Origin of the sequence: Brevibacillus borstelensis (assembly GCF_003710865.1) — a bacterium.
GTDB lineage: Bacteria > Bacillota > Bacilli > Brevibacillales > Brevibacillaceae > Brevibacillus > Brevibacillus borstelensis.
This window is the reverse complement of sequence record NZ_RHHO01000027.1, coordinates 42383-65074: the sequence shown is the minus strand read 5'-3', so window position 1 is coordinate 65074 and position 22692 is coordinate 42383. Positions and strand designations below refer to the sequence as shown.

The following is a 22692-nucleotide window of genomic DNA, read 5'->3' as shown; positions in this document are numbered from 1 at the left end:
TTTCTTACTTGCCAAAAACACAATTTCAATTAGGGGTAACAAAAAAGAGCGATGTGCAATACTTCACACCTAATATTTAAAAAACTGTCTTCACCTCTTGTAGCACTTTTCTTTTTTTCGCGAGGTCAAATAAAGAAAACCCCAGACGAGCGCGGATTACTCGTTTGGGGTAATAATCAATTAATTTCCCCTTTCCCTGTTTGGATCCGAAGAAATAAGGGACTAACTCCTCATAGACTGTTTTTTAGAACTACACAAATGCCCTAACATCTACATTCTCATCCCATTTTTAAAGGGAGACCTTTAAATAATTCATGTGATTGAAGCAACCTTGTTCATTAAAACCAATAATTCGTTAATGCTATTGCTTTTTAATATTTGTGGATTCAGTACCTCAATAAAATGAATCAGTTTTTCACCTTGATTAACAATTTCCTTTTTAAATACTTCTTTAGAGATAGAAACGTTACTCCAATCAATATACTGAAATTCCTTATATGGTTGGTTAATAAACAAGTCAAGTATGCTATCTCGTTGAATGTCATCAACAATGCTAACTAAAAATTCATCCTCCTTAACTTTAAATTCGAGCCATATACTTGGGTGTTCAGGAATCTTATAAGCAACATAATTAGATTCTTGTGCTTTTATGGCAATAGCTAGTAAATCCTTAAACCATCGTACAAGGCGCTCTTCTCCAAAAGGACAATCTTCAAAAAAATACCCATACTTGTACTCATTAAAATTTAACTCGATGATCCCTTCGATATCTCTAAAACTTTCATCAAATTCTTTAGCTGAAAGTCGTTTTAGTTGATCAAAGTCATCAACCGCTTTAAATTTAACTGTGAACATATCACTTCCTCCTATTTTCCTAGTAAATCTGAGAGTTTGTATTTGTGTACTCCGTAAGCTGAATCAAGCTTACCACTTTTTAAAAATACTCTTATATCTTCTCCAAAAACTTTAACAGTATGGAGTCCTTCTGTTACTCCTTTATTGCGTAGTTGGTTAAAAGCAATTTGGGAAGCTTTTATTATTTTTTCATCTGTCCATTCTTTATTAAAGAAAGTTCTCTTGCTTAGCATTGCCTCAATTTGTTCATTAGTCATCTTCTTTTGCCAGTATTGTATTTGATTTTTTACGCTATTAGCTGAATGTCTAGTTAGGATATGAGCGGCTTGATTCTTACTTAGTTCATGTACAGGCTTAGCCACTTTTGTTCCATTAATAGCTGTAATAACAGACTTACCAGCACTACGAACAATTTTTATACCTGCTGCTCCTGGAATTACGTCACCCGAAAACATTTGAATCTGATCCCGATATATTTCGGGAACGGCCTCTAACCCATATCGTTCGTAGATATCTAGTAAAGCCGCTCTTTTTCTGTCATCAAGAAGGAGATCTTCTGGCTTGTTAATAGCCGAACCGCCTATCTCAACATCATGACCAGTTGGGTCAACATACTTAAGAGGATTATTATGAACATACGCATACCGGTTCAAACTCAGCGGATTATCCACTTGCCCCTTATACGTATCCTCCGAAATAAACCGCCCCACCGTCGGGTCGTAGTACCTCGCCCGCAGATAGTAGAACCCGGTCTCGCCATCCAAGATCTCCCCGCTATAGGTAAACGGGTTGGACATCCCCTCCGTTTTCGCCGTGAGATTCCCCCACGTATCATACTCGTAGCGGTTTAGTTCCTCGCCGTTCTCCCCAACGACCTTCACGACATCCCCGTGGCTGTTGTACAGATAGTAGCCGCGCTTGTTCGCCGCAACGTCCTTTCGGGAGAGCAGCTCATTCCCCCAAATATTCTGGGCTTTCAGCTGGCCGTTTTTGTCCAGCTCCTCGATGACTCTGCCGTTCAGGTACACGTAGCGGGTTTCGCCGCCATCTGCTGTCTTCGTTGCACGGAGCCCATCCGGATAGTACGTATATTCCGCCTTGGCTCCCGTCTTTTCATTGGTGACGCCTCTCAGGCGGTTGCGCTCGTCAAAGGTGTAGGTGGCTGTACTTGGCATCGCCGGCAGCGTGCCTTCAAAGGTCATTCGGCTGCCTCGGCCGTTATACGAATAACGATTCTCTCCCGCTGGCACATTTTCCTTCGTCAAGCGGTCCACTTTGTCGTACTCGTAGCGGTAGGTCGTGCCGTTTCGCTCAATGCTCGTCACGTTGCCGAAAGAGTAGCTGTTCTTCTCCTGCCATACAGACGTGCCGCTCTTGAAATGCTTCAGTGTGTCGACCTGGCCGAACGAATCCCGCTTGCGCACCAGGCTCACGCCGTTTGGATAGGTCAGGGTGTAGGTGTCTCCCGCGTCGCTGAGCTCATACGCGTAGCGAACGGTCTTCGGGGTGCCGTCCAGTCCCGGACTGGTAACCTCTGTCAAGCGCATAGCGTCATCATAGCGGTACGAAACCGCTGTATTTCCAGGGTAGATCAACTGATCCATCTGGTCGTCGGCGTCCGTATGGCGAATCTGATAGAGTCTGCCAAATGCCGTGAAGCTGTTCATCCGCAGAAACGGATCGTAGGTGTAGAACAACTCGCGATACAGCGGGCTGGTGGACTGGATGTTCGGGCCATTGCTGTTGGTTTCTTTCTTTACCAAAGACGTATTCGGGTAATACTCTTTGGTTTCCCGGTTTTTCACCGTACCGGCCGTGTCTTTTGTCGTCAGCTCGGACAGCTCGTAAAACGGCGTGTACGCGTACTCGTGGCGGTTGCCCGCTTTGTCCGTGAACACCGAAACTTTGCCGTTCGGGGTGTAGCCGAATGTCTCCGCGGCTCCAGATGGAACGTCCGTTTCGCTGATTTTCCAGGAAAGGGCATTGTAGTGGTACTTGGTCGTCTGGGTGTTGTTTTCCGTTACCTGCACGAGATTGCCATATGGGTCGTAGCCGTAGCGGTATTCGTTCTATTCGGAGTCGAGTAGGATTGTTCATTCCCTAGGAGGTACCACAAGGGGAATATCCCAATTATCATTTTTTATGATTACTCTTCCTCCCTATTCTATGGACTACAAATACAAGGACAAAAAGAACCCCTGGACGAGCATTAATTACTCGTTGGGGTTCTTTGCTAACACGTTTATAACATTCTATTCACTGCTTTTATATAACTTGGACACCAGTGGAAAGCATTGACGTTTGAATAAGCTTCTTGAAATTCATATTCTCGCTGAAACCAAGGTAAATCAGGATGACGATTTGATACATCTCGTAAACAGAACCACCCCTGTCTCAAGTCTTCCCCACCAGTTGACCTGAAATCAGCATTTGAGCAATAAGCACAAATGTTAAAGGATACGTCCATTTTGTCTTGAAGTGCTTGTAATGCTATGGAGAAATCCTCAACAGCATTGGCTTCAAAGGTTTTACCTCTGTATTCACATACGAGTTTGAATTTCAGTTGAGGTTCATCAAGGTCGTATTGTCTGGTAACGACGATGTATTCCTCTACCGTTACAATTTCGATGGAATTACCATTTGTGGTTTGTACACTATTTAAGAACTTTAGTGAATAACTCTCTGGTAAATTCGTCATCAACTCAAGCAGACTCTGGACATATGTTCCTGCTTCGCTTTCAATATACAGAGATTTTCCTATTAGAATCATATGAACAGTATCATTTTCTCTAAATCGGACATAAAGATTCGCATCCTGACTTTGTCCCTTACCATTAATTAGTTTAGTAATAAGAGTCTTCTCGTTCATTCTCTCCCCCCCTTTCTTTACCTTCCCTTAATTGAGATAGATTTTAGCACAATGGTTAAATAATAAGGATTTGATTCTGCGTCAGGTCTTGATGCAATCCACGCTTTGTGGTGGGCAGGGTTTGTTGCAAAGACACTGACGTGCCCAGTGGCAGGGTTGTCAACCACAGCCTTTAAAACTCCAGTTGCGTTTACTGCATCTATAGAAGTGAATGTATACTTGTTAGACCCTGGTGCTAAAAAGTATGATAATCCTGTTGTATCCACTGGTCTTGGGGTCAGGTTAGTGTTTGTACCCGAACCATCACGGAATATTAGGGTCTGTCCATTATAATTATAAGTCGTAGTGATTGTCGAGGTGTCCTGCGTAGCAATAGTCAATATTGTTGCCACAACACCCGCCCATCCTATTGCACCACCTGATACTGAACCAGAACCAGACCTTGGCATCGTTGCAGTAGTTCCTGCAAAAAACACAGCGGTGGGTCTTAGTTCAAGGTCTTTTGCAATAGAAGCACCTAAATTACTCCAGTATGCAGTCCTTGCATTATCTGCTTGGGTCTCAGCAAATTGCATACGTTGTTTGTCTCCAGCTTTATTTGCCTTTTCCCAAACATCTGTCCAAAAAGCAATAGTATCTCTAGTTGAGCCTTTAATATATCCGTCTCCATCTTTCCAGTGACCTGTTGGGTCTTTATATCTTAAAGGATTATTCTCTGTATACGCATACCGGTTCAAACTCAGCGGATTATCCACTTGCCCTTTATACGTATCCTCCGAAATAAACCGCCCCACCGTCGGGTCATAATACCTCGCCCGCAGATAGTAAAACCCGGTCTCGCCGTCCAAGATCTCCCCGCTATAGGTAAACGGGTTTGACATCCCCTCCGTCTTCGCCGTGAGATTCCCCCACGTGTCGTACTCGTAGCGATTCAGTTCTTCGCCGTTCTCCCCTACGACCTTCACAACATCGCCGTGGCTGTTGTACAGGTAATAGCCGCGCTTGTTCGCCGCAACATCCTTTCGGGAGAGCAGCTCATTCCCCCAAATATTCTGGGCTTTCAGCTGGCCGTTTTTGTCCAGCTCCTCGATGACTCTGCCGTTCAGGTAGACGTAACGGGTTTCGCTGCCATCTGCTGTCTTCGTCGCACGGAGGCCGTCCGGATAGTACGTATATTCCGCTTTGGCTCCCGTCTTTTCATTGGTGACGCCTCTCAGGCGGTTGCGCTCGTCAAAGGTGTAAGTGGCTGTGCTTGGCATCGCCGGCAGCGTGCCTTCAAAGGTCATTCGGCTGCCTCGGCCGTTATACGAATAACGATTCTCCCCCGCTGGCACATTTTCCTTCGTCAAGCGGTCCACTTTGTCGTACTCGTAGCGGTAGGTCGTGCCGTTTCGCTCAATGCTTGTCACGTTGCCAAAAGAGTAGCTGTTCTTCTCTTGCCATACAGACGTGCCGCTCTTGAAGTGCTTCAGCGTGTCGACCTGGCCGAACGAATCCCGCTTGCGCACCAGGCTTACGCCGTTTGGATAGGTCAGGGTGTAGGTGTCTCCCGCGTCGCTGAGCTGGTAGTCATAGCGGACAGTTTGAGAGGAACCATTCGATCCCGGAATCGTCACCTCTTTTACCCGCATCGCGTCATCGTAGACGTAGGAAACCGCTGTATTTCCAGGGTAGATCAATTGATCCATCTGGTCGTCGGCGTCCGTATGGCGAATCTGATAGAGTCTGCCAAACGCCGTGAAGCTGTTCATCCGCAGGAGAGGATCGTAGGTGTAGAACAGCTCGCGGTGCAGCGGGCTGGTGGACTGGATGTTCGGGCCGTTGCTGTTGGTTTCCTTCTTTACCAAAGACGTATTCGGGTAATACTCTTTGGTTTCCCGGTTTTTCACCGTACCGGCCTTGTCTTTCGTCGTCAGCTCGGACAGCTCGTAAAACGGCGTGTACGCGTACTCGTGGCGGTTGCCCGCTTTGTCCGTGAACACCGAAACTTTGCCGTTCGGGGTGTAGCCGAATGTCTCCGCGGCTCCAGATGGAACGTCCGTTTCGCTGATTTTCCAGGAAAGGGCATTGTAGTGGTACTTGGTCGTCTGGGTGTTGTTTTCCGTTACCTGGACAAGATTGCCATATGGGTCGTAGCCGTAGCGGTATTCGTTCTTTTCAGGGTCGAGCAAATAGACGAGCTTGTCGTTTGGATTGTAGCGGTACGACCAAGTTCGTTTTGTCCCGTCCTTCTCCTGCTCGGTCTTGCTTGCGGGCTGTCCGAATGCGTTATAGCCATAGGCGGTGGTGCGTTTTTGTTCGCTTACCCACGCTTCGTTTACTTCTTTTTCCAGCTGGCCGTGCCTGTCGTAAAACTGGATCGTTTCCAGGCCGTTTGGCCCCAGGGTTTTGATCGTGTCCACCGGGAGATATTGGTTATTGAGTGAGTCGACGAAAGTGTTTGCCCGCTGGTAGATCGTCGTGCCGATGGGCTCCTGTTTTTTCCAAAGCGTGCCGTCTTTATTGTAAACATACGTGGTCGCCCGGTTGTCCATAGCGTAAGGGGCGCTGGACAGCAAGCGCTCCCCATCCGGCGAATAGGTGTTGTATTGCAGCGGACGGATTTGGCCGTTGGTCCCGATCTGTCCTTCGTATTCGACTTCGCCGCCCGGGGTAAAATGGGTGAACCTCTTCGTGCCGTCCGGCAGGGTCATCGTCACCTTGCGTTTGTCGTCGTCGTAGCTGTAGGTGATCGCGCGGGTTTCTCCTTTATTGGCAAACTGCTCACGCTTCAGCCGTCCGAGGAAGTCGTATTCGTAGGTGGCCTGGCTTTGATCCGGATAGGTGCGCTGTGTGACTCTGCCCAGCTCGTCGTAGGCGAAGCGGTACGTCAGCTTTGTTTTGACGCCGGGGGAAGTCTCTGCCTGCATGTTGATTTCCGTAGGGTTCAGGCCGTACCGGTCATAGGTAGGGAAGTTCTGGACCAGATTTTTGTTGTCCAGCCCGATCGTCATATGCTGAACCGAGGAAATCCGCATGTTCTCGTAGGTATAGAATCGTCCGATGCTCTCGGTCTTGATATCGGCACCATCCGGGTACGAATCGAGGATCGATTCTCCCTCAAGCAGCTTGTCGCTGTTGTACGTAAACGATTCCTTGTGAAAATGCTTCGGGTTGTCTGCGGCGGTGCGGCTCATCTCCGAAAGCAGGCGCAAGTAATATGTTGTGGGCGGCAAATACGTCCAGCTGGTCGTATTTCCTTTCGGATCGACGAGCTTTACCAGATCGCCGTAACTGTTGTATCTGTATTCCGTCACCTGAGCGTAGTCGGCCAGTCTGTTTTTCACCTGTTCCAGATTCTTCGCTTCCGGCGCGAGCAGGTACTGATACACGTCGGCGTCTTTCGTCATGGAAGCGGGCCTTCCCAAAAATTCGTAGGAGTAGCTGGGCTTGGTTTCCCTGCCGCGATACATGTGGCTTACGTACGATACCGGGTGGTAGCTGTACTTGTTCCCGTCTGCGGTCAAGTTGAGGCGGCCTTCGATTCTGTCTGTGTCTGCACCCGTCCCGATATAGGTTTCGACCGAACGGAGCAAGAAGTTTTTATCCGAATTGACGGCAAACGTCTTTTCCTGGCTGGGCAAGCCATCCTGTTCGATCCGGGAGACTGCGACCGTTCCGTCTCGTATCGTCTGATTTTTCAATCGAACAGAGGTGTCTTTCTTCGTTTTCCAAATCTCTTTACTGGTCATTGGATAGTAGATCGTTTTCAAATACGTTTCTGTGGACGGACGGTCTGGGTGTGGTGTCTTGGCAAAACGGATATTTACCGAAGTGACCGGATGGTATGTGACATAGGTCAGCTTTTCCTCATCGTAATAATTCCGAACAACGCCTCGGTTCAGAAAATCAGTTGCGCTAGAGAAATAGGGGCTGTAGGCATAGGTCATGGTCAAGCCTTCCACCGGATACTTCACCTGATGGAGAAGCTCGTAATTGACGTACCCCCGCTCATTCCAGTCCATATCCAGATACTCGGAACTCTCTATACCTTTATAGTCCAGTGGAATCTCTTTATTCTGCGCGGAAAAATAGTAGTTGGGACGAAGGTTAAACTCAGCTTTCCCAAAGACTTCGGAATCAAGGTAAGAGTATTCGGCAATGACCTTGCTTCCCCCTCCGTTGACATCGTGCTCGATGACACGGTCTGGAGTCGTGCCTGTTCCCCATGCGTACTCGATATGCTTCAGCAGCTTGCTTTTGGAGGTATCGGCATACACCTTCAGGCTTTTTCTCGTTAACTCGATATACCGTCCGACGCTATCGGTAATCTGTATCGGATCATTGTTATACGGAATTTTGTAGACAATGGTATCGCCGTATGCATTCCTTTTGGTGATGACATCAACAGGGGAAGGATCGTAAACGCCCTCCCTGGTGAAGCTGTAGTGGTAGCCGTTGTAATCGACCCAAGCGATCGACTTGACGCCATTTGTTGGATTTTGGTCTTTGGAATAGAAATGCATCGACGCTCCTTTGTAGGGATAATTCACCCAATCTTCACCGGAGCGTGAGGAAGATTCAAGCACCGTGCCATCATCCAGGGTGAAAACATAACGAAATTTCCCGGATGTTCTTCCGCATACGTAAGGTGGATTATTCTTATCAACGTAGTTGCACGCGATTCCATCTTCGTACATTTCTTCAGCCATCGGGATGTTCAGTCTCCAACCGAGCGGCATGTTGTACTTTTCCCAATGATTGTTGTTATAACTGGTCTTGTTGCCGCGTGTGCTGTAGTAGAAACGCTGTTCAATGGAATCAAACTGCGAATAGGTCCTCTCCAGCCTCAGATCCATCCCGTGCTTGCCTTCGAGAACCAGGTCCGTCTCCGTGATAGTAGACGTTCGGTAGACATCATCTACCGGCGAATCAATCGAACGCTTGTATTGATAGGTCAGCCCCGTCGGATCGTACACGGCATCCGGCAGGTCGGAGCTGAGCAGCCCGGCGTTTGCCGCTTTCGTTGTCGATGTCTCGCTTTCTTGCTTTGAAACGGCCATTTTTTCTTTCGGCTGTTTCGGTTCGGCCTGCTTTGCCTGCACGCTTTTCCACTTGCTGTAGTGCTCTGCGATAACCGGAACTTCCTTTGCCAGCCGGTTGTACGCATCAGCCGGAAGCTTCGCGATCTTGGCCATCACATCCCGATCGGTCCAGCCGTACTTCTCTACCTTTTCATTGTGGGACAGCAGCCGGTCCACCTGGGGATAAAACCAGGCGGCTACCTGCAGGCTGGTGCGATCCAGCTCAGCCTTCATGCGGATGATCGCGTCGGCGGCAAACGGGTCCCACTCCATTGCCCTGATCTCCTCGTCCTTATAGGAAGGAATTTCTGCCGGTTCGAGCGTCGTTTCGGCTGTCTCCTGGGCAGCCTTGGTGAATTGCGCCAGCCATTCCTTTGTGCTCGGCAGCTTCGTTGCGTCAGGGGCTGCATTCGCCTTGCCGCTATGGAGCAGCCCGTTTTGCACCGCCCCCTGGGCCTGAACGACGCTTGGAATCAGCAAAGCCGCCGACAAAAGCAGCTTGAAGCCGATGCCGATTGACTTGTTTCGTCTCATAGTTTGCCTCCTTTTCGTTCTTCTAGCGAACGACTTTTCGTATCAAATTTCCGTTATTGTCGTAGTAGAAATCGACGAGGACTTTGCCGTCCTGCTTCATCTGGACAAGCAGCCCTTTTTCGTTGTACACGTACTCGACGCCGAGGTAGCGGACAGCGAGCCTGGCGTGAACTGCTTTCCCGTTCCAGCCTGACACGCTGAGGAAGTAGTTCCGTCCTCCGTTCAGAAGCAGGGTGACACTGGAAAAGGGCGGCTTCTTGCCGTCGTCATTGGTCGCCAGATGGCGGGTCCGCTCGTAGTCCTCGTAGACCGAGAGGATCGTATCGCTGGTGCCCTCCGCGGGATTTCCCAGAAAATAGTCGGTGTAAATCTCATAGGTACCCGTCGCGGGCGGGGTAAATTTTATGAGCTGATACTGCGAGGCAGCGACGTCCAGATCCCTGGGTGCCTGCAGGGTGACAGCAGGCGTGTCGGTAAACGCAAAGGAGAACGGATTCGTCGTCACATCCTCCAGAGCCCCGACAATCGCCTCCTTGTAGATAGTCACGGATGCTTCGCCGGAATCCTTGTTTTCATGCGAGAGCGCTTTTCCGCTGAAACGGATTGCCAGCTGTTTATCGTTCAGTCTGACCACCTGGGTCTCCAAGCCTTCCGGAAGGTTGTTGAAGCTGACCCGGCGCGAGGAGACAGTTGGAGCAAATACGCTTCCCTCCAGTGTGATGATCTGCTGCTCCGCCACGCTGCCGTCGTTGGCTTCGGTTTCGTGCAGAATCGGGACTTCTGCGGACACATTCGGCTTGGATGCAGCCGTCAGCCTGGCGTGGACCTGGCCGTCGTTTGCCGAAGGAGCCACGTACAGGTAGTAGGTCAAGCCTTTTGTCAGATTGACGTCAAGCTCTGAAAAGACGGTATCTTCTGACGCATTGTCATTTCCGCCCAACAGTTTTTGCATAAGCTCATCCTCGAAAAGCAAAAGCAGCGTGTCGTTGGGCAATCCCGTCCCCGCATAAGGAGATGTGAAAAAGCGGAAATTTCCCGTCGCCGGAGCCGTAATCCGATAACCCGGCACCACGCCTTCCGGAACATCGATATCTACCGGCGTTCCCCATGCGAGCTCGGACGGGTTGCCGACTATGAGGTTGTATCGGTCCGTCGTGCTGAAGTGCTGATCCATGCTGAAGACGACAAAATAATACGTTGTCCCGGCTTTAGCCTCGAAGGCAACCTTCTCCGCCGCCCCCGGTTCGCGCCCGAGACTTGAGCCGACGTTTTTGCTGGTCCCTTCCATGACGATCAGGTCGTAGTTCTTGTCTTTCGGGACGGTAAGCTTGACCGTCAACATGCCGGAGTAGGTTCCGGAGTCATAGCGGTAATAATCGAAATCGGACTCTGTCGAAAGCAATGACAAGTAAGAATACCCGTTTTTTGCCGGGTAGGCTTCCGGATAGTCGTCATTCGGTTCAAACGTATCGCGGACCGCAGCCGCACCAGCTTGAGGCTGCCGTGCCGCACTAGCGCTTGTGTGTGACATCCTGTCCTTTTTTCTCTTGGAAATGTAATCAAGCGCTTGTTGCGTCCTTTCGGGGCTTTCCGGCTCAGGATTCGGATTGTAGCTCCTCTGAAACAATTCAATGATTTCATGCGCGTGGGCCGTCTGGCTAAAGCCGGGCATCGTCATGACCACCAGGATCAGGCACCCCCAAACAGCCAGACGCCTCCACTTTCCTATGCGTGTTGGTTTCACGTTACTCACCTACCTTTTCTTTGATATCGCGCAGCTCGCCGATAATCACGTCGTATTTTTCGCTGAACTTGTCCAGCAGGTCTTGCAAGCGGTTTTCCCGCTCCCGGTTGGCTCTCATCACATAAAACAAGAGCCAAACAAAAAGAGCCGCGAACGGCCCCTGCTGCAAGATCGACTCCAGATGCAATTCCTCCATCACTCATCCCTCCTTTCACACAATGTCACACTGCCATCGTAACAAGCAGAGGAAAAACATGTGTGCCGCATCCGTTTCGAAATCGTTTCACGCGGGACTCTCCTCTTCGTGATATACTTCCATGCCAAGCCCCCCGGCCAGCTTGCGAAACGCACTGCTGCGGGTCCGGTAGTACGATGAATGCGTCATATTCAGCATGATGTAGGCCTCTATATCCGTCCGGTCCTCGCCGTCAAACCAGCGCGTCCAGATCAGCTCCCGTTCCCGGGAAGACAGGCGATTGACCGCTGCGAGGATTCGCTCGACGTACTCCCGCCGCTCCTGTTCGATCGTCGCGTTGCGGACGGCTGCGTCCTCTGTGCTGCTGCGAAACTTGTTCGTGACCGTAGAGGGTGTTGAGTGCCAGCCCGCTGTCGTCCGTGCCTCGATCCCCGGATGAAATCCCATGCGAATAAAATCGCGCGCCAGATCGAGCGCTTTTTTCACTCTCCGCTGTGTAGCCGGCCAATTTACTTTTGCTGTAGAAAATGCAAACCATGTTTCCATCATCTCACTCCTCACTTACAGGATATTTGTACTTTTTCCACATTCATACAGGACAATCCGATCATAAAGTACAAGTATCTTGTTAGTCAATACATTTATCACAATTTTTTCATACACACTTCCCTAAATATCTCCAATCATGTACAATATAGTTGTACTCACTAACAGGAAGGACTGGTTCGTTCATGCTCTCCCAGCGCTTACGAACAGCCCGCAAGGCAAAAGGACTGACGCAGGAAGAACTGGCGGAAAAAGTCCAGACAACCAAAGGCACGATCAGCAACTACGAAAACAACCACAGTTCACCGCCAAATGAGATGCTGGCGCAGTTGGCAGACATCCTTCAGGTCTCCACAGACTGGCTGCTTGGCCGCGTGGACGATGAGCTTGCTTCCTCCTCTGCTGCCGCGGTCCAGAGCCACAACCGATCATTGGAGGATTTGCTGCAGGAAAAAATCGACGACCCGGATGACTATTATTTTCTCGACGGTTATCTGGAAGCGTCCGAAGAAGAGAAAAAAGAGATTCGCCGATACTGGTATGATTTGAAAAAACAGATGCGGGTTCATCAGGTGAAAGAATCCCGCACTCCATCCCTGTATGCGATTACGGAAAAAATAAAAAGAGAAAAATAAAAATAGCCCCTCTTAACAGGGGCATTCTTTCCGCCACAAAAACGAACAAACGTTCCCGAATCAAGGAGGTCGTCACTCATGTTCTCACTAGTCTCCGACGTCTTCGAGCCGCAGACCTGGCTAGAGTCGCGCGTCTATGATTTATTGGAGCTTCATGACATCAAGCAGCCGGAAGAGATTCACCTGACCGAGCTTTGTGCAGCGTACGGGATCGAGCTGTGGAACATCACCGGACGCAGTCGGGCGCATCCGCATCCCTATCTGCCCAACCGCTACGTGATCGCTGTAGACGAGCGCCTCCCTCTGCCTTCGAGACGGGAAAAAATCGCCCATGAGCTTGGACATCTGCTGCTGCATGAAGGAATCCAGCCGATAGGGAGCACATCGATGATCCATTGGCAGGAAGCGCAAGCGAATCACTTTGCCGAGCATCTGCTCATGCCGTTTCCGATGTTTGTGCCACTGCTGGAAAACTGCAACCGCTATGAGGCTCCCTTTTTGCTGGCCCGAATCTTTCGCGTTCCTCTCGCCCTGGCCCAAAAAAGATTCGACCGCTTGCTGGGCAGGCTTTACGCAAAAGGCCACCCCATCAATTGGTAATAAACCGATAAAAAGGAAAAAGGAGTTCGGAATGAAAAAAGTATTTTTGGCCGGAGACGCTTACAGCTCCCGCTTTTTTGACTTGTCTTTGGATGACGAAGAGCTTTCCTTGATGCCCTGGATTGCCGCAGCGAGCTATCATGTAGCCCGCTTTGCCTTGCTGATGCAGGACGACGGTCTTGCCGGACTCGGCATTTCCAGCGGAGATGCCCTGCTCATCTCTGATTTTTCCATGGAACCGATCACAGGCAGGCCCGTCCTCGTACGTCAAGAGGGACAGTATATCGTTCGTATTGCCAAAGACGTCAATCCGGTAGAATGCGTTTTTACCTGCACGAACGATCTTCCGCCTCTGATCCTGCCCTCCGAAAACATACGCATTACAGGGGTGGTTTCCGGGATCATCTCTGAGCCGGCGATACACCGCGGAATCGACAGGCAATGAGACGGCTGTCATTTCATTTTCGATCCAATCCGGCGACCGTCGATTTCATCCATTCCTTCAGCACAGCGGCGGTCTGCTGCCACTGGTCTCCCGGGGGAATTGCGGCGGGCTGGTCTCCTTTTTGGGCCCCATAGCTTCCGAATTGAGCATGATTGCCCCCGGGAATCTTCAAGTAGACCGTATTGTCAGGGAGATACTGACGGGCCATTTCATAGGCCGAGCTGTTCACCACACCGTCTCTTGATCCGATCAGAGACAGCACCGGAATGGTTTTTTCCTTCAAGCTCCCTTTTTGATCGGGATACGATGCCAGAAAAAAAGTCCCCAAGACACGCTCGGGATGACTGGCTGCATACCGTGAGGCCATCGTCCCGCCGAGTGAATGCCCGCCGATCACGAACGGTTCCTCCGGATAAGCCAGCAGCACATCATTCGCACGGTCAACCCCGGTAAAGGCAAGATTCAGCGGCATTTTCACAATAACGGTCCGATGGCCGGACATAGCCATCAGCCTGGCAAGAGGCGCATAGCTCTCCGGACCGACCAATCCGCCCGGATACAGGATGATCCCGGGAGGAATATTTTCACCGCCTTCAAAGACGATCAGCCCCCCTCGTTCAGTTACGTTGACGCCATCCCCGTCACGCATAGCCTGCATCGCGGCATCATCCGGCTGATACGGATCGAGATACCAGGCGGCAATCGCTACCAGCACAGCCACGGCCACAAATACATAGATCAAGTAGCGGATAAAGTTTTTCCTCATCACTGTTCCCCCCTCTCGCATTGACTCATTTTTCCTATCAGTAGTATGCACTTTCATTGAAATCGTTTTCTCGATTTTTATTGACAATGAGATTCGACTATTTTTATAATGAATTCAGAGAATACGAAATAGGAACACTGTTCCTTATTATGGAACAATCAGGAGGTGGAGAAAGATCAAGACTCCAAGAGATACCTCTTCGGTTCAATCCGTCGATAGAGCTCTGCACATTTTAAACCTGCTCAAGGAAAATGTGGACGGCTTGGGTATTACTGAATTATCCAACCGGATGGAACTCGCGAAAAGCACTGTACACCGCTTGCTCTCTTCCCTGAAAAACCAGGGATTCGTCAGACAAGACCCGCTTAGCGAGCGTTATCTTCTCGGTCTGAAGCTGATTGAACTGGGGTCGATCGTATCACAATCATTGGAAATACGAAAAATTGCCAACCCGATCATGAGCCGGCTGGTGCAGGAAACGGGCGAAACCTCCCATTTGGTCGTGCTGGAGGATGGAGAAGTGGTCTATATTGAAAAAATTGAAAGCCCTTACACCATCCGCATGTATTCGCTGATCGGCAAACGTGCCCCCGTTCATTGCACGGGTGTCGGAAAAGCGATCATTGCCCATATTCCGGAGAGTGACGTCAGAAAAATCGTCGAGCAGAAGGGTCTGAAGAAGTTTACCGAAAACACGATCACCACGATCGATGATCTGTTCGCGAATCTCCAGGAAATCCGAGAAAAAGGCTACTCGCTTGACAAAGAAGAGCATGAGCCCGGCATATACTGTGTCGCAGCTCCCATTCTCAACCACAATGGCGAGTCCGTCGCCGGTCTCAGCGTATCCGGCCCAACGATGCGCATGGATGAAGAGAAAGTGAAGTTTTGCATGGATCGCGTCGTCTTTTACGCTCGTGAAATTTCCAAACACCTTGGATTCCGAGGGTAATTTTTTTCACAGTATTTAGGAACAATGTTCCGCATTAAGGAACAAATGACTTATAAACAAATTGTCTACGCACTGCCCATGTACTGCTTTCAAAGGAACACTATGAACACATTCCTTAATTATTGGAGGATGACATCATGAAATTGAAAAGCATTTTCTCTGGTCTCGCCGCTACCGCTCTTATCGCATCTCTCGTCGGATGCGGTTCTGGCAACTCCTCTGCTCCCTCTGGCGATCAAGCAGCAGGAGAGGCAGAAGCGTATCCGAAAAAGCAAATCGAACTGATCGTTCCTTACGCAGCCGGCGGCGGAACCGATGCAGTCGCCCGGGCATTTGCGGACTCTGCGAACAAAGTTCTGCCCCAATCCATCGGCGTCGTGAACAAGACAGGCGGCGGCGGTGCCGTAGGCATGAGCGAGGGAGCCAAGGCAAAGCCGGACGGCTACAAGCTGACGCTGGTCACAGTGGAAATGACAACGCTTCCTCCACTCGGTTTGGCCACCTTCAAGCCGGATGACTTCAAACCGGTTGCCCGCCTGAATGCGGACCCGGCAGCCATTACGGTCAGTGCAGACGCTCCTTGGAACACGATCGAGGAATTTGTCGCCTACGCCAAGGAAAACCCGGGCAAGGTGCGTATCGGAAACTCCGGTACAGGCGCGATCTGGCATCTGGCTGCAACCGCGCTGGAACAGAAAATTGATACCAAATTCAACCACATTCCTTTTGACGGGGCCAATCCTGCTGTGACAGCTCTGCTCGGCGGGCACATCGAAGCTGTTTCCGTCAGCCCGGCAGAAGTAGCTGCACAGGTGGAAGCGGGCAAGCTGAAAATGCTGGCCGTCATGGCTGACGAGCGCCTGCCGAAGTTCAAAGACGTACCGACGATGAAAGAAAAAGGAATCGATCTGTCCATCGGTACATGGAGAGGAATCGCGGTTCCGAAAGATACACCGGACAACGTCGTCACCGTATTGAAAGACGCCGCGAAAAAAGTAACGGAAGACAAGGCGTTTACAGATGTACTGGAAAAAATGAACCTGGGCGTATCCTATGCTGACGATGCAGCCTTTTCAGAAGCTGTGAAAAAAGACAGTGAGCTGTTTACGAAACTCGTCTCCGATCTGGGGTTGAAAAAGTAAGAAGCGCTGGACACGGGCGATGCTGTAGTGCACTCCCCGTGTCCTCCGTTTTAGGGAGGGTAGCTCGTGAAGAAGACTGATCTGTTTGTCGGTATTGCTCTCATTCTTTTGTCCGTAGCGGTCTGGATCACGTCGGGGCAATTTCCGTCGGTCGGCGATACAGATGTCGGCCCCGGATTCTTTCCCCGCCTGATCGCCGGCGGCCTGATCCTGATGTCGCTGGTGCTGATCGCAGCCGCATTCCGTCCCGGACAGGCGGCCGAAGAAGCCGGGCCTCCTACGTCCTGGAGACGGACCATTCTTGGTTTTGTCTGTATGTTCGTATTTTTGGCACTCGTCTACCTCGGCGGTTTCCATCTGGCGACACCAGTGTTTTTGCTCGGTTTCATGTGGCTGTTCGGCTATCGGAAGCCGTTTGCGTCGATTCTCGTAGCCGTCCTGGTTACGCTGTTTATCTACCTCATCTTTGAAACAGTGCTGCAGGTTCCCCTTCCTGCAGGCGTCTTGTTCGAGTAGAGAATAAGGAGGGAACCGCATGTTTGATCTATTTGTAAACGGGTTAACGAACATCCTGACTGACCCCTTTGCCCTGCTGATGGCTGTCGTCGGCGTCATTATCGGGATCGTGGTAGGGGCTCTTCCCGGACTCACCGCCACCATGGGAGTCGCACTGATCTTGCCGATGACGTTTGGAATGGAGCCTGTCGCAGGTCTTTTGCTGCTGTCCGGCGTATATTTCGGCGGCGTCTACGGCGGCTCGATTACAGCGATTTTGTTGAAAACACCAGGAACTCCCGCAGCCGCGGCTACCGCTTTGGACGGCTATGCCCTGGCACAAAAAGGGATGGCGGGAAAAGCACTCGGTGCCGCGACTCTCTCCTCCTCTATCGGAGGCACGATCAGCATCATCATCCTGATGTTTCTCTCCCCTGTTCTGGCTACGATCGCTCTCGAATTCAGCGCACCGGAGACCTTTGCTCTGGCTGTATTCGGTCTTAGCATCATTGCCAGCATTTCCGGCAAATCGCTGGTCAAAGGACTGATTGCCGGTCTGGTCGGGCTTTTGCTCGCCACGGTCGGACTTGATCCGATCCTCGGCTTCCCGCGTTTCACCGGCGGCAGCGAACAGCTTTTGAACGGCGTCCCGTTCATTCCGATCATGATCGGCCTATTCGCCGCCTCGGAGGCGTTCAAGTCGCTCTCTGACATGAATGTAAAAGAAAAGGTCAAAGTGAAAATCGAAAAAATCGTACCGAGCTGGGGCGAATTCCGCGGCATTATCCCGACGATCCTCCGTTCGACCGGGCTTGGAACCTTTATCGGAATTATTCCGGGAGCGGGCGCCGATATCGCAGCCTTCGTGGCGTACAACGAAACGAAACGGTTCAACAAAGACAAAGAGCCTACGGACAAAAGCAGGATGGCTGGCGTTGCCGCATGCGAATCAGGTGCCAATGCATGTACCGGCGGCGCTCTGGTGCCGCTTTTGACACTGGGAATTCCCGGAGATGCCGTTACTGCTGTCATGCTCGGCGCTCTGATGGTCCAGGGACTGCAGCCAGGTCCGCTTCTGTTTAAAAACAACGGCGACCTCGTCTACACCCTGTTTATCGGGATGATCATCTGCTACGTGGTCATGTGCTTGCTCGGATTGTTCACGGCTCGCTACTTTGCCAAGGTTGTGCAAATTCCGAAAGAGATTTTGACCCCAGTCATCCTGGTTCTATGCATTGTCGGATCATATGCGATCAACAACAGCTTCTTTGATGTGTTGATCATGGCGGTAGCGGGTGTGATCGGCTTCTTTATGCAAAAACACGACTTCCCGGCTTCGCCGATCGTGCTGGCTCTGATTCTCGGCCCGATGGCAGAAAGCCAGTTCCGCAGAGCGCTAGCGCTTTCCAGCGGCAGCTACGATATTTTTTATACGCGGCCCATTCCGCTCATTCTTTTGCTGCTGTCGGTCATTACCCTGCTCACTCCGATCGTAAAAGCCATTTGGCAGCAGAGAAAACGCGCTCATCAATAACGCAGCCTGGAGGAAATCATGATGGACGTAGTCACTTTTGGAGAAACGATGGTACTGTTTACTCCGGAGAGCACTGGACTGATGCGCTATGCGCACACCTATACGAGAAAATTTGGAGGCTCGGAAACCAATTTTGCCATTGGGCTTGCCCGCCTCGGCCATTCTGTCGGCTGGATCAGCAGGGTAGGCAACGATGAGCTGGGCAAAGCGATGCTCTCGTTTGTCCGGGGAGAAGGGGTGGACACGAGCTGCGTCCGCCTTGATCCCGATGCGCCTACCGGCCTTTATTTCAAGGAAATCCGCAACGCCAGCGATGTCAACGTGTACTACTACCGCAAGGGCTCCGCTGCCAGCCGGATGACCGCTGCCGACCTCGACGAAGCCTATCTCGCGCAAGCCCGCTATTTGTTCGTGTCGGGGATCACGCCTGCGCTGAGCGAATCGTGCCGCGAGATGGTATTTGAAGCGATTCGCATGGCAAAAGCAAGCGGATTGACTGTCGTCTTCGACCCGAACCTGCGGAAAAAGCTGTGGACGGAAGAACAGGCCCGCGAAACGCTGCTTGCCATCGCCGCCCAGTCCGACATTATTTTGCCCGGACTGTCCGAAGGGACGTTTCTCTTTGGAGAAACCGATCCTGTCAAACTGGGAGAGCGATTCCTCAGCCTTGGTGCCAAAATTGTCGTTTTGAAGCTGGGCGAAAAAGGAGCCCACTACTTTACGCCAGAGGAAAACCTGCACATTCCCGGCTTTCATGTCGAGCAGATGGTTGACCCTGTCGGTGCCGGTGACGGATTCGCGGCCGGGTTTGTCTCCGGTCTGCTGGATGGCCTTCCGCTTCCCGAAGCGGTCAAACGGGCCAATGCTGTCGGTGCCATCGTCACGATGGTGAACGGCGATGTCGAAGGCCTGCCGGAACGCTCCGATTTGAAACGGTTCGTGGAATCGCCCGGCGAAGAAGTGATGCGGTAAAAGCTCGTTTTCGATAATGGGAAGGAGAATATGAGATGACCAAACTAGAGAAAATCCTCGACAGTGGTGTGGTAGCCGTGATTCGCGGGGCCAAGCCGGAAAAGATCATGGCGGTGGCAAAAGCGCTCTACGAAGGGGGCGTGACTACACTGGAGATTACGGTGGAAACGCCGAAAGTGCTCTCTTTGATCGAACAGGTTGCCAGCGAGTACGGAGACAAGCTGGTTATCGGTGCGGGAACAGTGTTGGACCCGGAAACAGCCCGCGCCGCCATCATGGCCGGGGCCCAGTTCATCTTTTCCCCGACCGTGAATCCGCAAACGATCCAGATGGCCAAGCGCTACGGTGTCGTGAGCATTCCCGGCGCCCTGACACCGACCGAGATTTTGACGGCGTATGAGCACGGCGCAGACGTGATCAAAGTATTTCCGGCCAACGTATTTGGCCCCGGCTACTTGAAAGACGTGCACGGTCCGCTTCCGCACATTCCGCTGATGCCGACCGGAGGCGTCGATCTCTCCAATGCAGCCTCCTATATCAAGGCCGGCGCGGTCGCCGTTGGCGTAGGAAGCTCTCTCGTCAGCTTCAAGGGAGCGGTGGACGAGGCGTATCTGAACAGTCTGACCCAAACAGCGCGCCAATTCGTCGAGATCGTCAAGGCAGCGCGATCCTAGAGAGGAGTCGAAACAGATGACAAAACCGCTTGTTTTTGTCCCTCACCGCATCGCTGAATCAGCGCTTGCCCTGCTACGCGAGCGCTGCGAAGTGGATTATCGCGACATCGAGGAAAAGCTGGACGACGCATCGTTTGCAGCCGGTCTGCAGCGGGCCGACGGGTTGATGATCTACTCCCGGCACAAAATCAATGCCTCCGTCCTGGAAAAGGCTCCCCGTCTGCGGGTCGTCAGCAATATCGCGGTCGGTTACGACAATCTGGACCTTCCCGCATTGACAGCCCGCGGCATCCTCGCGACGAATACCCCGGACGTCTTGACCGAGACAACCGCCGATCTGACCTTTGCCCTGCTGATGGCGGCTGCCAGACGTGTACCGGAGGCTGACCGGTTTGTGAAAAACGGTCAATGGAATGAATGGCTCCCCAGTCTGATGCTCGGAAAAGACGTGCACGGCGCGACCATCGGGATCGTCGGGATGGGCAGGATCGGAGAAGCTGTCGCCCGGCGAGCCAAAGGCTTTGACATGAACATTCTGTACTTCAACCGCTCCCGCAAGCCGGAAGCGGAAAAAGCTCTGGGGGTACAGTTCACCTCGCTTGACGATCTGTTGTCCCGGTCCGACTACGTGGTGGTGATGACGCCATTGACCCCGGAAACAGAGGGCCTCATCGGAGAACGCGAGCTGGCTCTGATGAAAAGCGACGCCATTTTGATCAATACCTCCCGGGGACGTGTCGTCGATGAACAGGCCTTGATCCGTTCTCTGACGGAGCGCCGGATAGGCGGAGCCGGCCTGGACGTCTTCCAGATGGAGCCAACGCCAAAAGACAATCCGCTGCTTTCCTTGCCCCACGTGGTCACACTCCCTCATATTGGCAGCGCCACGAGGGAAACCCGGGAGAAGATGGCGCTCAAGGCCGCGCGCAACATGCTTGCAGGTCTTTTTGGGAAACGTCCGGAAAATTTGTTAAATCCTTCTTGACTCCGCTTTTTCAGCGTGATAATATCTAACCCATACGAAATCGGAAGGGTGACTTATGAACAATGGACATCTAATCCTGTCTCCATGAAAACAACCGTTTGAAAATAACCATGTCTGTGGGAAACGAAACGGTTTCTGGATAGGATTGGTATGGGTGTTCATAGTCGCAAGCATCTTTTTTCGCTGTCAACAGCTTGCTTTGTTGTCGGTACGAGGATGCACTCCTGAAGGGTGAACTTGCTTCCCAGATTCATAGAAGCATGGCACATTCCTTTGGATAGAAGGAAGCCCCTTTGAGCTGTTTTTGGGCTTATGTTTTGTCTTCCTTGCGATCACGATCTCTTCGCCTCCTGTCCAGGAACTTGGATGAGGAGGTTTTTTTATGCGAGAAAAAGGAATCTTTCGCAATAAAGTCATACAAACGATCCTGCTGTCTGCGCTGTTTTTGCAAATCGGCGTATGGGTCCGCAACTTCGCGATCCTGCTGTTTGTCATGCAGCAAACAAACGGCGATCCTTTGGCTGTCTCGATGATTTACGTGGCGGAATACGCTCCGATCTTTATTTTTTCCTTTATTGGCGGGACGTTCGCTGACCGTTGGCGCCCCAAGCGAACGATGGTCTGGTGTGATATTTTAAGCGCGCTGTCTATCTTCGGAGTCCTGCTTGCTTTTGTGTTCGGAACCTGGAAAGCGGTCTTCTTCGCGACGCTGATCTCGGCCATTTTGTCCCAGTTTTCGCAGCCGTCCGGCATGAAGCTGTTCAAAATGCACCTTCCTGCCGAGCAGATGCAAGCGGGTATGTCCATCTATCAAACGCTTTTTGCCATTTTCATGATCCTTGGCCCTGCCCTCGGGACGTTTGTGTTTCAGACATTTGGGATCGGTGTAGCAATCGCGGTGACCGGTGTCGCTTTCCTGCTCTCCGGCGCCGTTCTTGTGCGGCTGCCCGCCGACCACGTAGAGGAAAACGGGCAGCCGCCGACAACTCTATGGCAGGAAATGGTCGACGGCATCCGTTATGTGTTGAAAAGCAACATTCTGACAAAGCTGGGCTTATGCTTTTTGGCAGCGGGCCTAAGCATCGGACTCATCCAGCCTCTGAGCATTTTTCTCGTGACGGAGCGATTGGGCTTGCCTATGGAATCCCTCAAATGGCTGATGACAGTCAACGGGATCGGCATGATTGTCGGGGGTGCGCTGACCATGACCGTTGCCAAAAAAGCCTCTCCGCAAAAGCTGTTGGTCATCGGCATGCTGGTCAATGCAGTCGCCATGAGCATCGCGGGCTTATCGACCAACCTCTGGCTGACGTTGACGGCCCAGTTGTTCAACGGCCTGTTTATGCCTTGCATTCAGATCGGGATCAATACGATGATCTTGAAGCATACCGAGGGCGCTTTTGTCGGCCGCGTGATGGGAATCCTGAGCCCTCTCTTCACCGGAGCCATGGTTTTGACGATGAGTATCGCGGGTCCATTGAAAAAACTGCTCTCACTCGTCTCTGTTTTCGAGATGGCTGCGCTTCTGTTCATTGTCGGCCTGCTCTTCATCGTACCGCTTTTGCGGTCGCAAGCAGGTTCGGAACAAGAAGCTTCCGGTTGAACCTGTTGAATGACAAAATGAAACCACGCGGGAGAATTGCACCTGCGTGGTTTTTTGTATCCTGCCGGAAGAGTTCCGGTTT

General features: G+C 51.4%; 19 protein-coding genes. 11 read left to right on the top strand and 8 right to left on the bottom strand.

The window, feature by feature from the left end; all coding sequences use genetic code 11:
* Positions 1 to 312 precede the first annotated feature (312 nt).
* The 7 genes from EDM54_RS13835 to EDM54_RS13805 form a co-directional block, all read right to left on the bottom strand.
* Positions 313 to 855: a hypothetical protein gene (locus tag EDM54_RS13835; RefSeq protein WP_024984822.1), complete on the bottom strand. Its 543-nt coding sequence runs from the start codon at positions 853 to 855 to the stop codon at positions 313 to 315.
* Positions 856 to 866: 11 nt separating this feature from the next.
* Positions 867 to 2885: an RHS repeat domain-containing protein gene (locus EDM54_RS27015; protein ID WP_412679381.1), complete on the bottom strand. Its 2019-nt coding sequence runs from the start codon at positions 2883 to 2885 to the stop codon at positions 867 to 869.
* A gap of 212 nt (positions 2886 to 3097) precedes the next feature.
* Complete coding sequence (locus tag EDM54_RS13825; RefSeq protein WP_024984680.1) at positions 3098 to 3724, bottom strand: hypothetical protein; 627 nt, start codon at positions 3722 to 3724, stop codon at positions 3098 to 3100.
* 17 nt (positions 3725 to 3741) lie between these two features.
* Complete coding sequence (locus EDM54_RS13820; protein ID WP_122958357.1) at positions 3742 to 9321, bottom strand: RHS repeat domain-containing protein; 5580 nt, start codon at positions 9319 to 9321, stop codon at positions 3742 to 3744.
* A 22-nt stretch (positions 9322 to 9343) separates the two neighbouring features.
* The gene (locus tag EDM54_RS13815) at positions 9344 to 11065 is read right to left on the bottom strand and encodes a hypothetical protein (protein ID WP_141334219.1); all 1722 of its coding nucleotides are present in this window, start codon (positions 11063 to 11065) and stop codon (positions 9344 to 9346) included.
* Position 11066: 1 nt separating this feature from the next.
* The gene (locus EDM54_RS13810) at positions 11067 to 11261 is read right to left on the bottom strand and encodes a BhlA/UviB family holin-like peptide (protein WP_003392110.1); all 195 of its coding nucleotides are present in this window, start codon (positions 11259 to 11261) and stop codon (positions 11067 to 11069) included.
* An 87-nt stretch (positions 11262 to 11348) separates the two neighbouring features.
* On the bottom strand, positions 11349 to 11807 hold the full coding sequence (locus EDM54_RS13805) for an ArpU family phage packaging/lysis transcriptional regulator (protein ID WP_024985526.1): 459 nt from the start codon (positions 11805 to 11807) through the stop codon (positions 11349 to 11351).
* 185 nt (positions 11808 to 11992) lie between these two features.
* Here EDM54_RS13805 and EDM54_RS13800 point away from each other — a divergent pair, with 185 nt between their 5' ends.
* The 3 genes from EDM54_RS13800 to EDM54_RS13790 all read left to right on the top strand — a co-directional run bounded on the left by EDM54_RS13800 (position 11993) and on the right by EDM54_RS13790 (position 13487).
* Positions 11993 to 12442, top strand: coding sequence for a helix-turn-helix domain-containing protein (locus EDM54_RS13800; RefSeq protein WP_003392113.1), 450 nt, complete (start codon positions 11993 to 11995; stop codon positions 12440 to 12442).
* A 78-nt stretch (positions 12443 to 12520) separates the two neighbouring features.
* Positions 12521 to 13042 carry an ImmA/IrrE family metallo-endopeptidase gene (locus tag EDM54_RS13795; protein ID WP_003392115.1) on the top strand — a complete coding sequence of 174 codons (522 nt, stop codon included), beginning with the start codon at positions 12521 to 12523 and terminating at the stop codon, positions 13040 to 13042.
* A 31-nt stretch (positions 13043 to 13073) separates the two neighbouring features.
* Positions 13074 to 13487, top strand: a complete 414-nt coding sequence (locus EDM54_RS13790) for a hypothetical protein (RefSeq protein WP_003392118.1) — start codon at positions 13074 to 13076, stop codon at positions 13485 to 13487.
* Between the two features lie 13 nt (positions 13488 to 13500).
* Here the strand turns inward: EDM54_RS13790 and EDM54_RS13785 are convergent, their stop codons facing one another.
* Positions 13501 to 14253: an alpha/beta fold hydrolase gene (locus EDM54_RS13785; RefSeq protein ID WP_031933487.1), complete on the bottom strand. Its 753-nt coding sequence runs from the start codon at positions 14251 to 14253 to the stop codon at positions 13501 to 13503.
* 157 nt (positions 14254 to 14410) lie between these two features.
* Between EDM54_RS13785 and EDM54_RS13780 the strand changes: the two genes are divergently transcribed.
* The 8 genes from EDM54_RS13780 to EDM54_RS13745 all read left to right on the top strand — a co-directional run bounded on the left by EDM54_RS13780 (position 14411) and on the right by EDM54_RS13745 (position 22610).
* Positions 14411 to 15205 carry an IclR family transcriptional regulator gene (locus EDM54_RS13780; RefSeq protein WP_311135373.1) on the top strand — a complete coding sequence of 265 codons (795 nt, stop codon included), beginning with the start codon at positions 14411 to 14413 and terminating at the stop codon, positions 15203 to 15205.
* A gap of 137 nt (positions 15206 to 15342) precedes the next feature.
* Positions 15343 to 16347, top strand: a complete 1005-nt coding sequence (locus EDM54_RS13775; protein ID WP_003392124.1) for a tripartite tricarboxylate transporter substrate binding protein — start codon at positions 15343 to 15345, stop codon at positions 16345 to 16347.
* A gap of 66 nt (positions 16348 to 16413) precedes the next feature.
* Positions 16414 to 16863, top strand: coding sequence for a tripartite tricarboxylate transporter TctB family protein (locus tag EDM54_RS13770; RefSeq protein ID WP_024985521.1), 450 nt, complete (start codon positions 16414 to 16416; stop codon positions 16861 to 16863).
* 19 nt (positions 16864 to 16882) lie between these two features.
* Positions 16883 to 18376, top strand: a complete 1494-nt coding sequence (locus EDM54_RS13765; protein ID WP_003392128.1) for a tripartite tricarboxylate transporter permease — start codon at positions 16883 to 16885, stop codon at positions 18374 to 18376.
* A gap of 21 nt (positions 18377 to 18397) precedes the next feature.
* Entirely contained in the window at positions 18398 to 19348 is a 951-nt protein-coding gene (locus tag EDM54_RS13760; protein ID WP_003392130.1) for a sugar kinase, read from the top strand.
* Positions 19349 to 19383: 35 nt separating this feature from the next.
* Positions 19384 to 20022 carry a bifunctional 4-hydroxy-2-oxoglutarate aldolase/2-dehydro-3-deoxy-phosphogluconate aldolase gene (locus EDM54_RS13755; RefSeq protein ID WP_024985520.1) on the top strand — a complete coding sequence of 213 codons (639 nt, stop codon included), beginning with the start codon at positions 19384 to 19386 and terminating at the stop codon, positions 20020 to 20022.
* 16 nt (positions 20023 to 20038) lie between these two features.
* Complete coding sequence (locus EDM54_RS13750; RefSeq protein ID WP_024985519.1) at positions 20039 to 21007, top strand: 2-hydroxyacid dehydrogenase; 969 nt, start codon at positions 20039 to 20041, stop codon at positions 21005 to 21007.
* Positions 21008 to 21389: 382 nt separating this feature from the next.
* On the top strand, positions 21390 to 22610 hold the full coding sequence (locus EDM54_RS13745; RefSeq protein WP_122958356.1) for an MFS transporter: 1221 nt from the start codon (positions 21390 to 21392) through the stop codon (positions 22608 to 22610).
* The last annotated feature ends 82 nt before the right edge of the window (positions 22611 to 22692 follow it).

Bases quoted from the DNA above. Each gene is read 5' to 3' on its own strand.
- EDM54_RS13835 (WP_024984822.1), bottom strand. From the start codon at position 855: ATGTTCACAGTTAAATTTAAAGCGGTTGATGACTTTGATCAACTAAAA.
- EDM54_RS13825 (WP_024984680.1), bottom strand. From the start codon at position 3,724: ATGAACGAGAAGACTCTTATTACTAAACTAATTAATGGTAAGGGACAA.
- EDM54_RS13820 (WP_122958357.1), bottom strand. From the start codon at position 9,321: ATGAGACGAAACAAGTCAATCGGCATCGGCTTCAAGCTGCTTTTGTCG.
- EDM54_RS13810 (WP_003392110.1), bottom strand. From the start codon at position 11,261: ATGGAGGAATTGCATCTGGAGTCGATCTTGCAGCAGGGGCCGTTCGCG.
- EDM54_RS13805 (WP_024985526.1), bottom strand. From the start codon at position 11,807: ATGGAAACATGGTTTGCATTTTCTACAGCAAAAGTAAATTGGCCGGCT.
- EDM54_RS13800 (WP_003392113.1), top strand. From the start codon at position 11,993: ATGCTCTCCCAGCGCTTACGAACAGCCCGCAAGGCAAAAGGACTGACG.
- EDM54_RS13795 (WP_003392115.1), top strand. From the start codon at position 12,521: ATGTTCTCACTAGTCTCCGACGTCTTCGAGCCGCAGACCTGGCTAGAG.
- EDM54_RS13790 (WP_003392118.1), top strand. From the start codon at position 13,074: ATGAAAAAAGTATTTTTGGCCGGAGACGCTTACAGCTCCCGCTTTTTT.
- EDM54_RS13785 (WP_031933487.1), bottom strand. From the start codon at position 14,253: ATGAGGAAAAACTTTATCCGCTACTTGATCTATGTATTTGTGGCCGTG.
- EDM54_RS13775 (WP_003392124.1), top strand. From the start codon at position 15,343: ATGAAATTGAAAAGCATTTTCTCTGGTCTCGCCGCTACCGCTCTTATC.
- EDM54_RS13765 (WP_003392128.1), top strand. From the start codon at position 16,883: ATGTTTGATCTATTTGTAAACGGGTTAACGAACATCCTGACTGACCCC.
- EDM54_RS13760 (WP_003392130.1), top strand. From the start codon at position 18,398: ATGGACGTAGTCACTTTTGGAGAAACGATGGTACTGTTTACTCCGGAG.
- EDM54_RS13755 (WP_024985520.1), top strand. From the start codon at position 19,384: ATGACCAAACTAGAGAAAATCCTCGACAGTGGTGTGGTAGCCGTGATT.
- EDM54_RS13750 (WP_024985519.1), top strand. From the start codon at position 20,039: ATGACAAAACCGCTTGTTTTTGTCCCTCACCGCATCGCTGAATCAGCG.
- EDM54_RS13745 (WP_122958356.1), top strand. From the start codon at position 21,390: ATGCGAGAAAAAGGAATCTTTCGCAATAAAGTCATACAAACGATCCTG.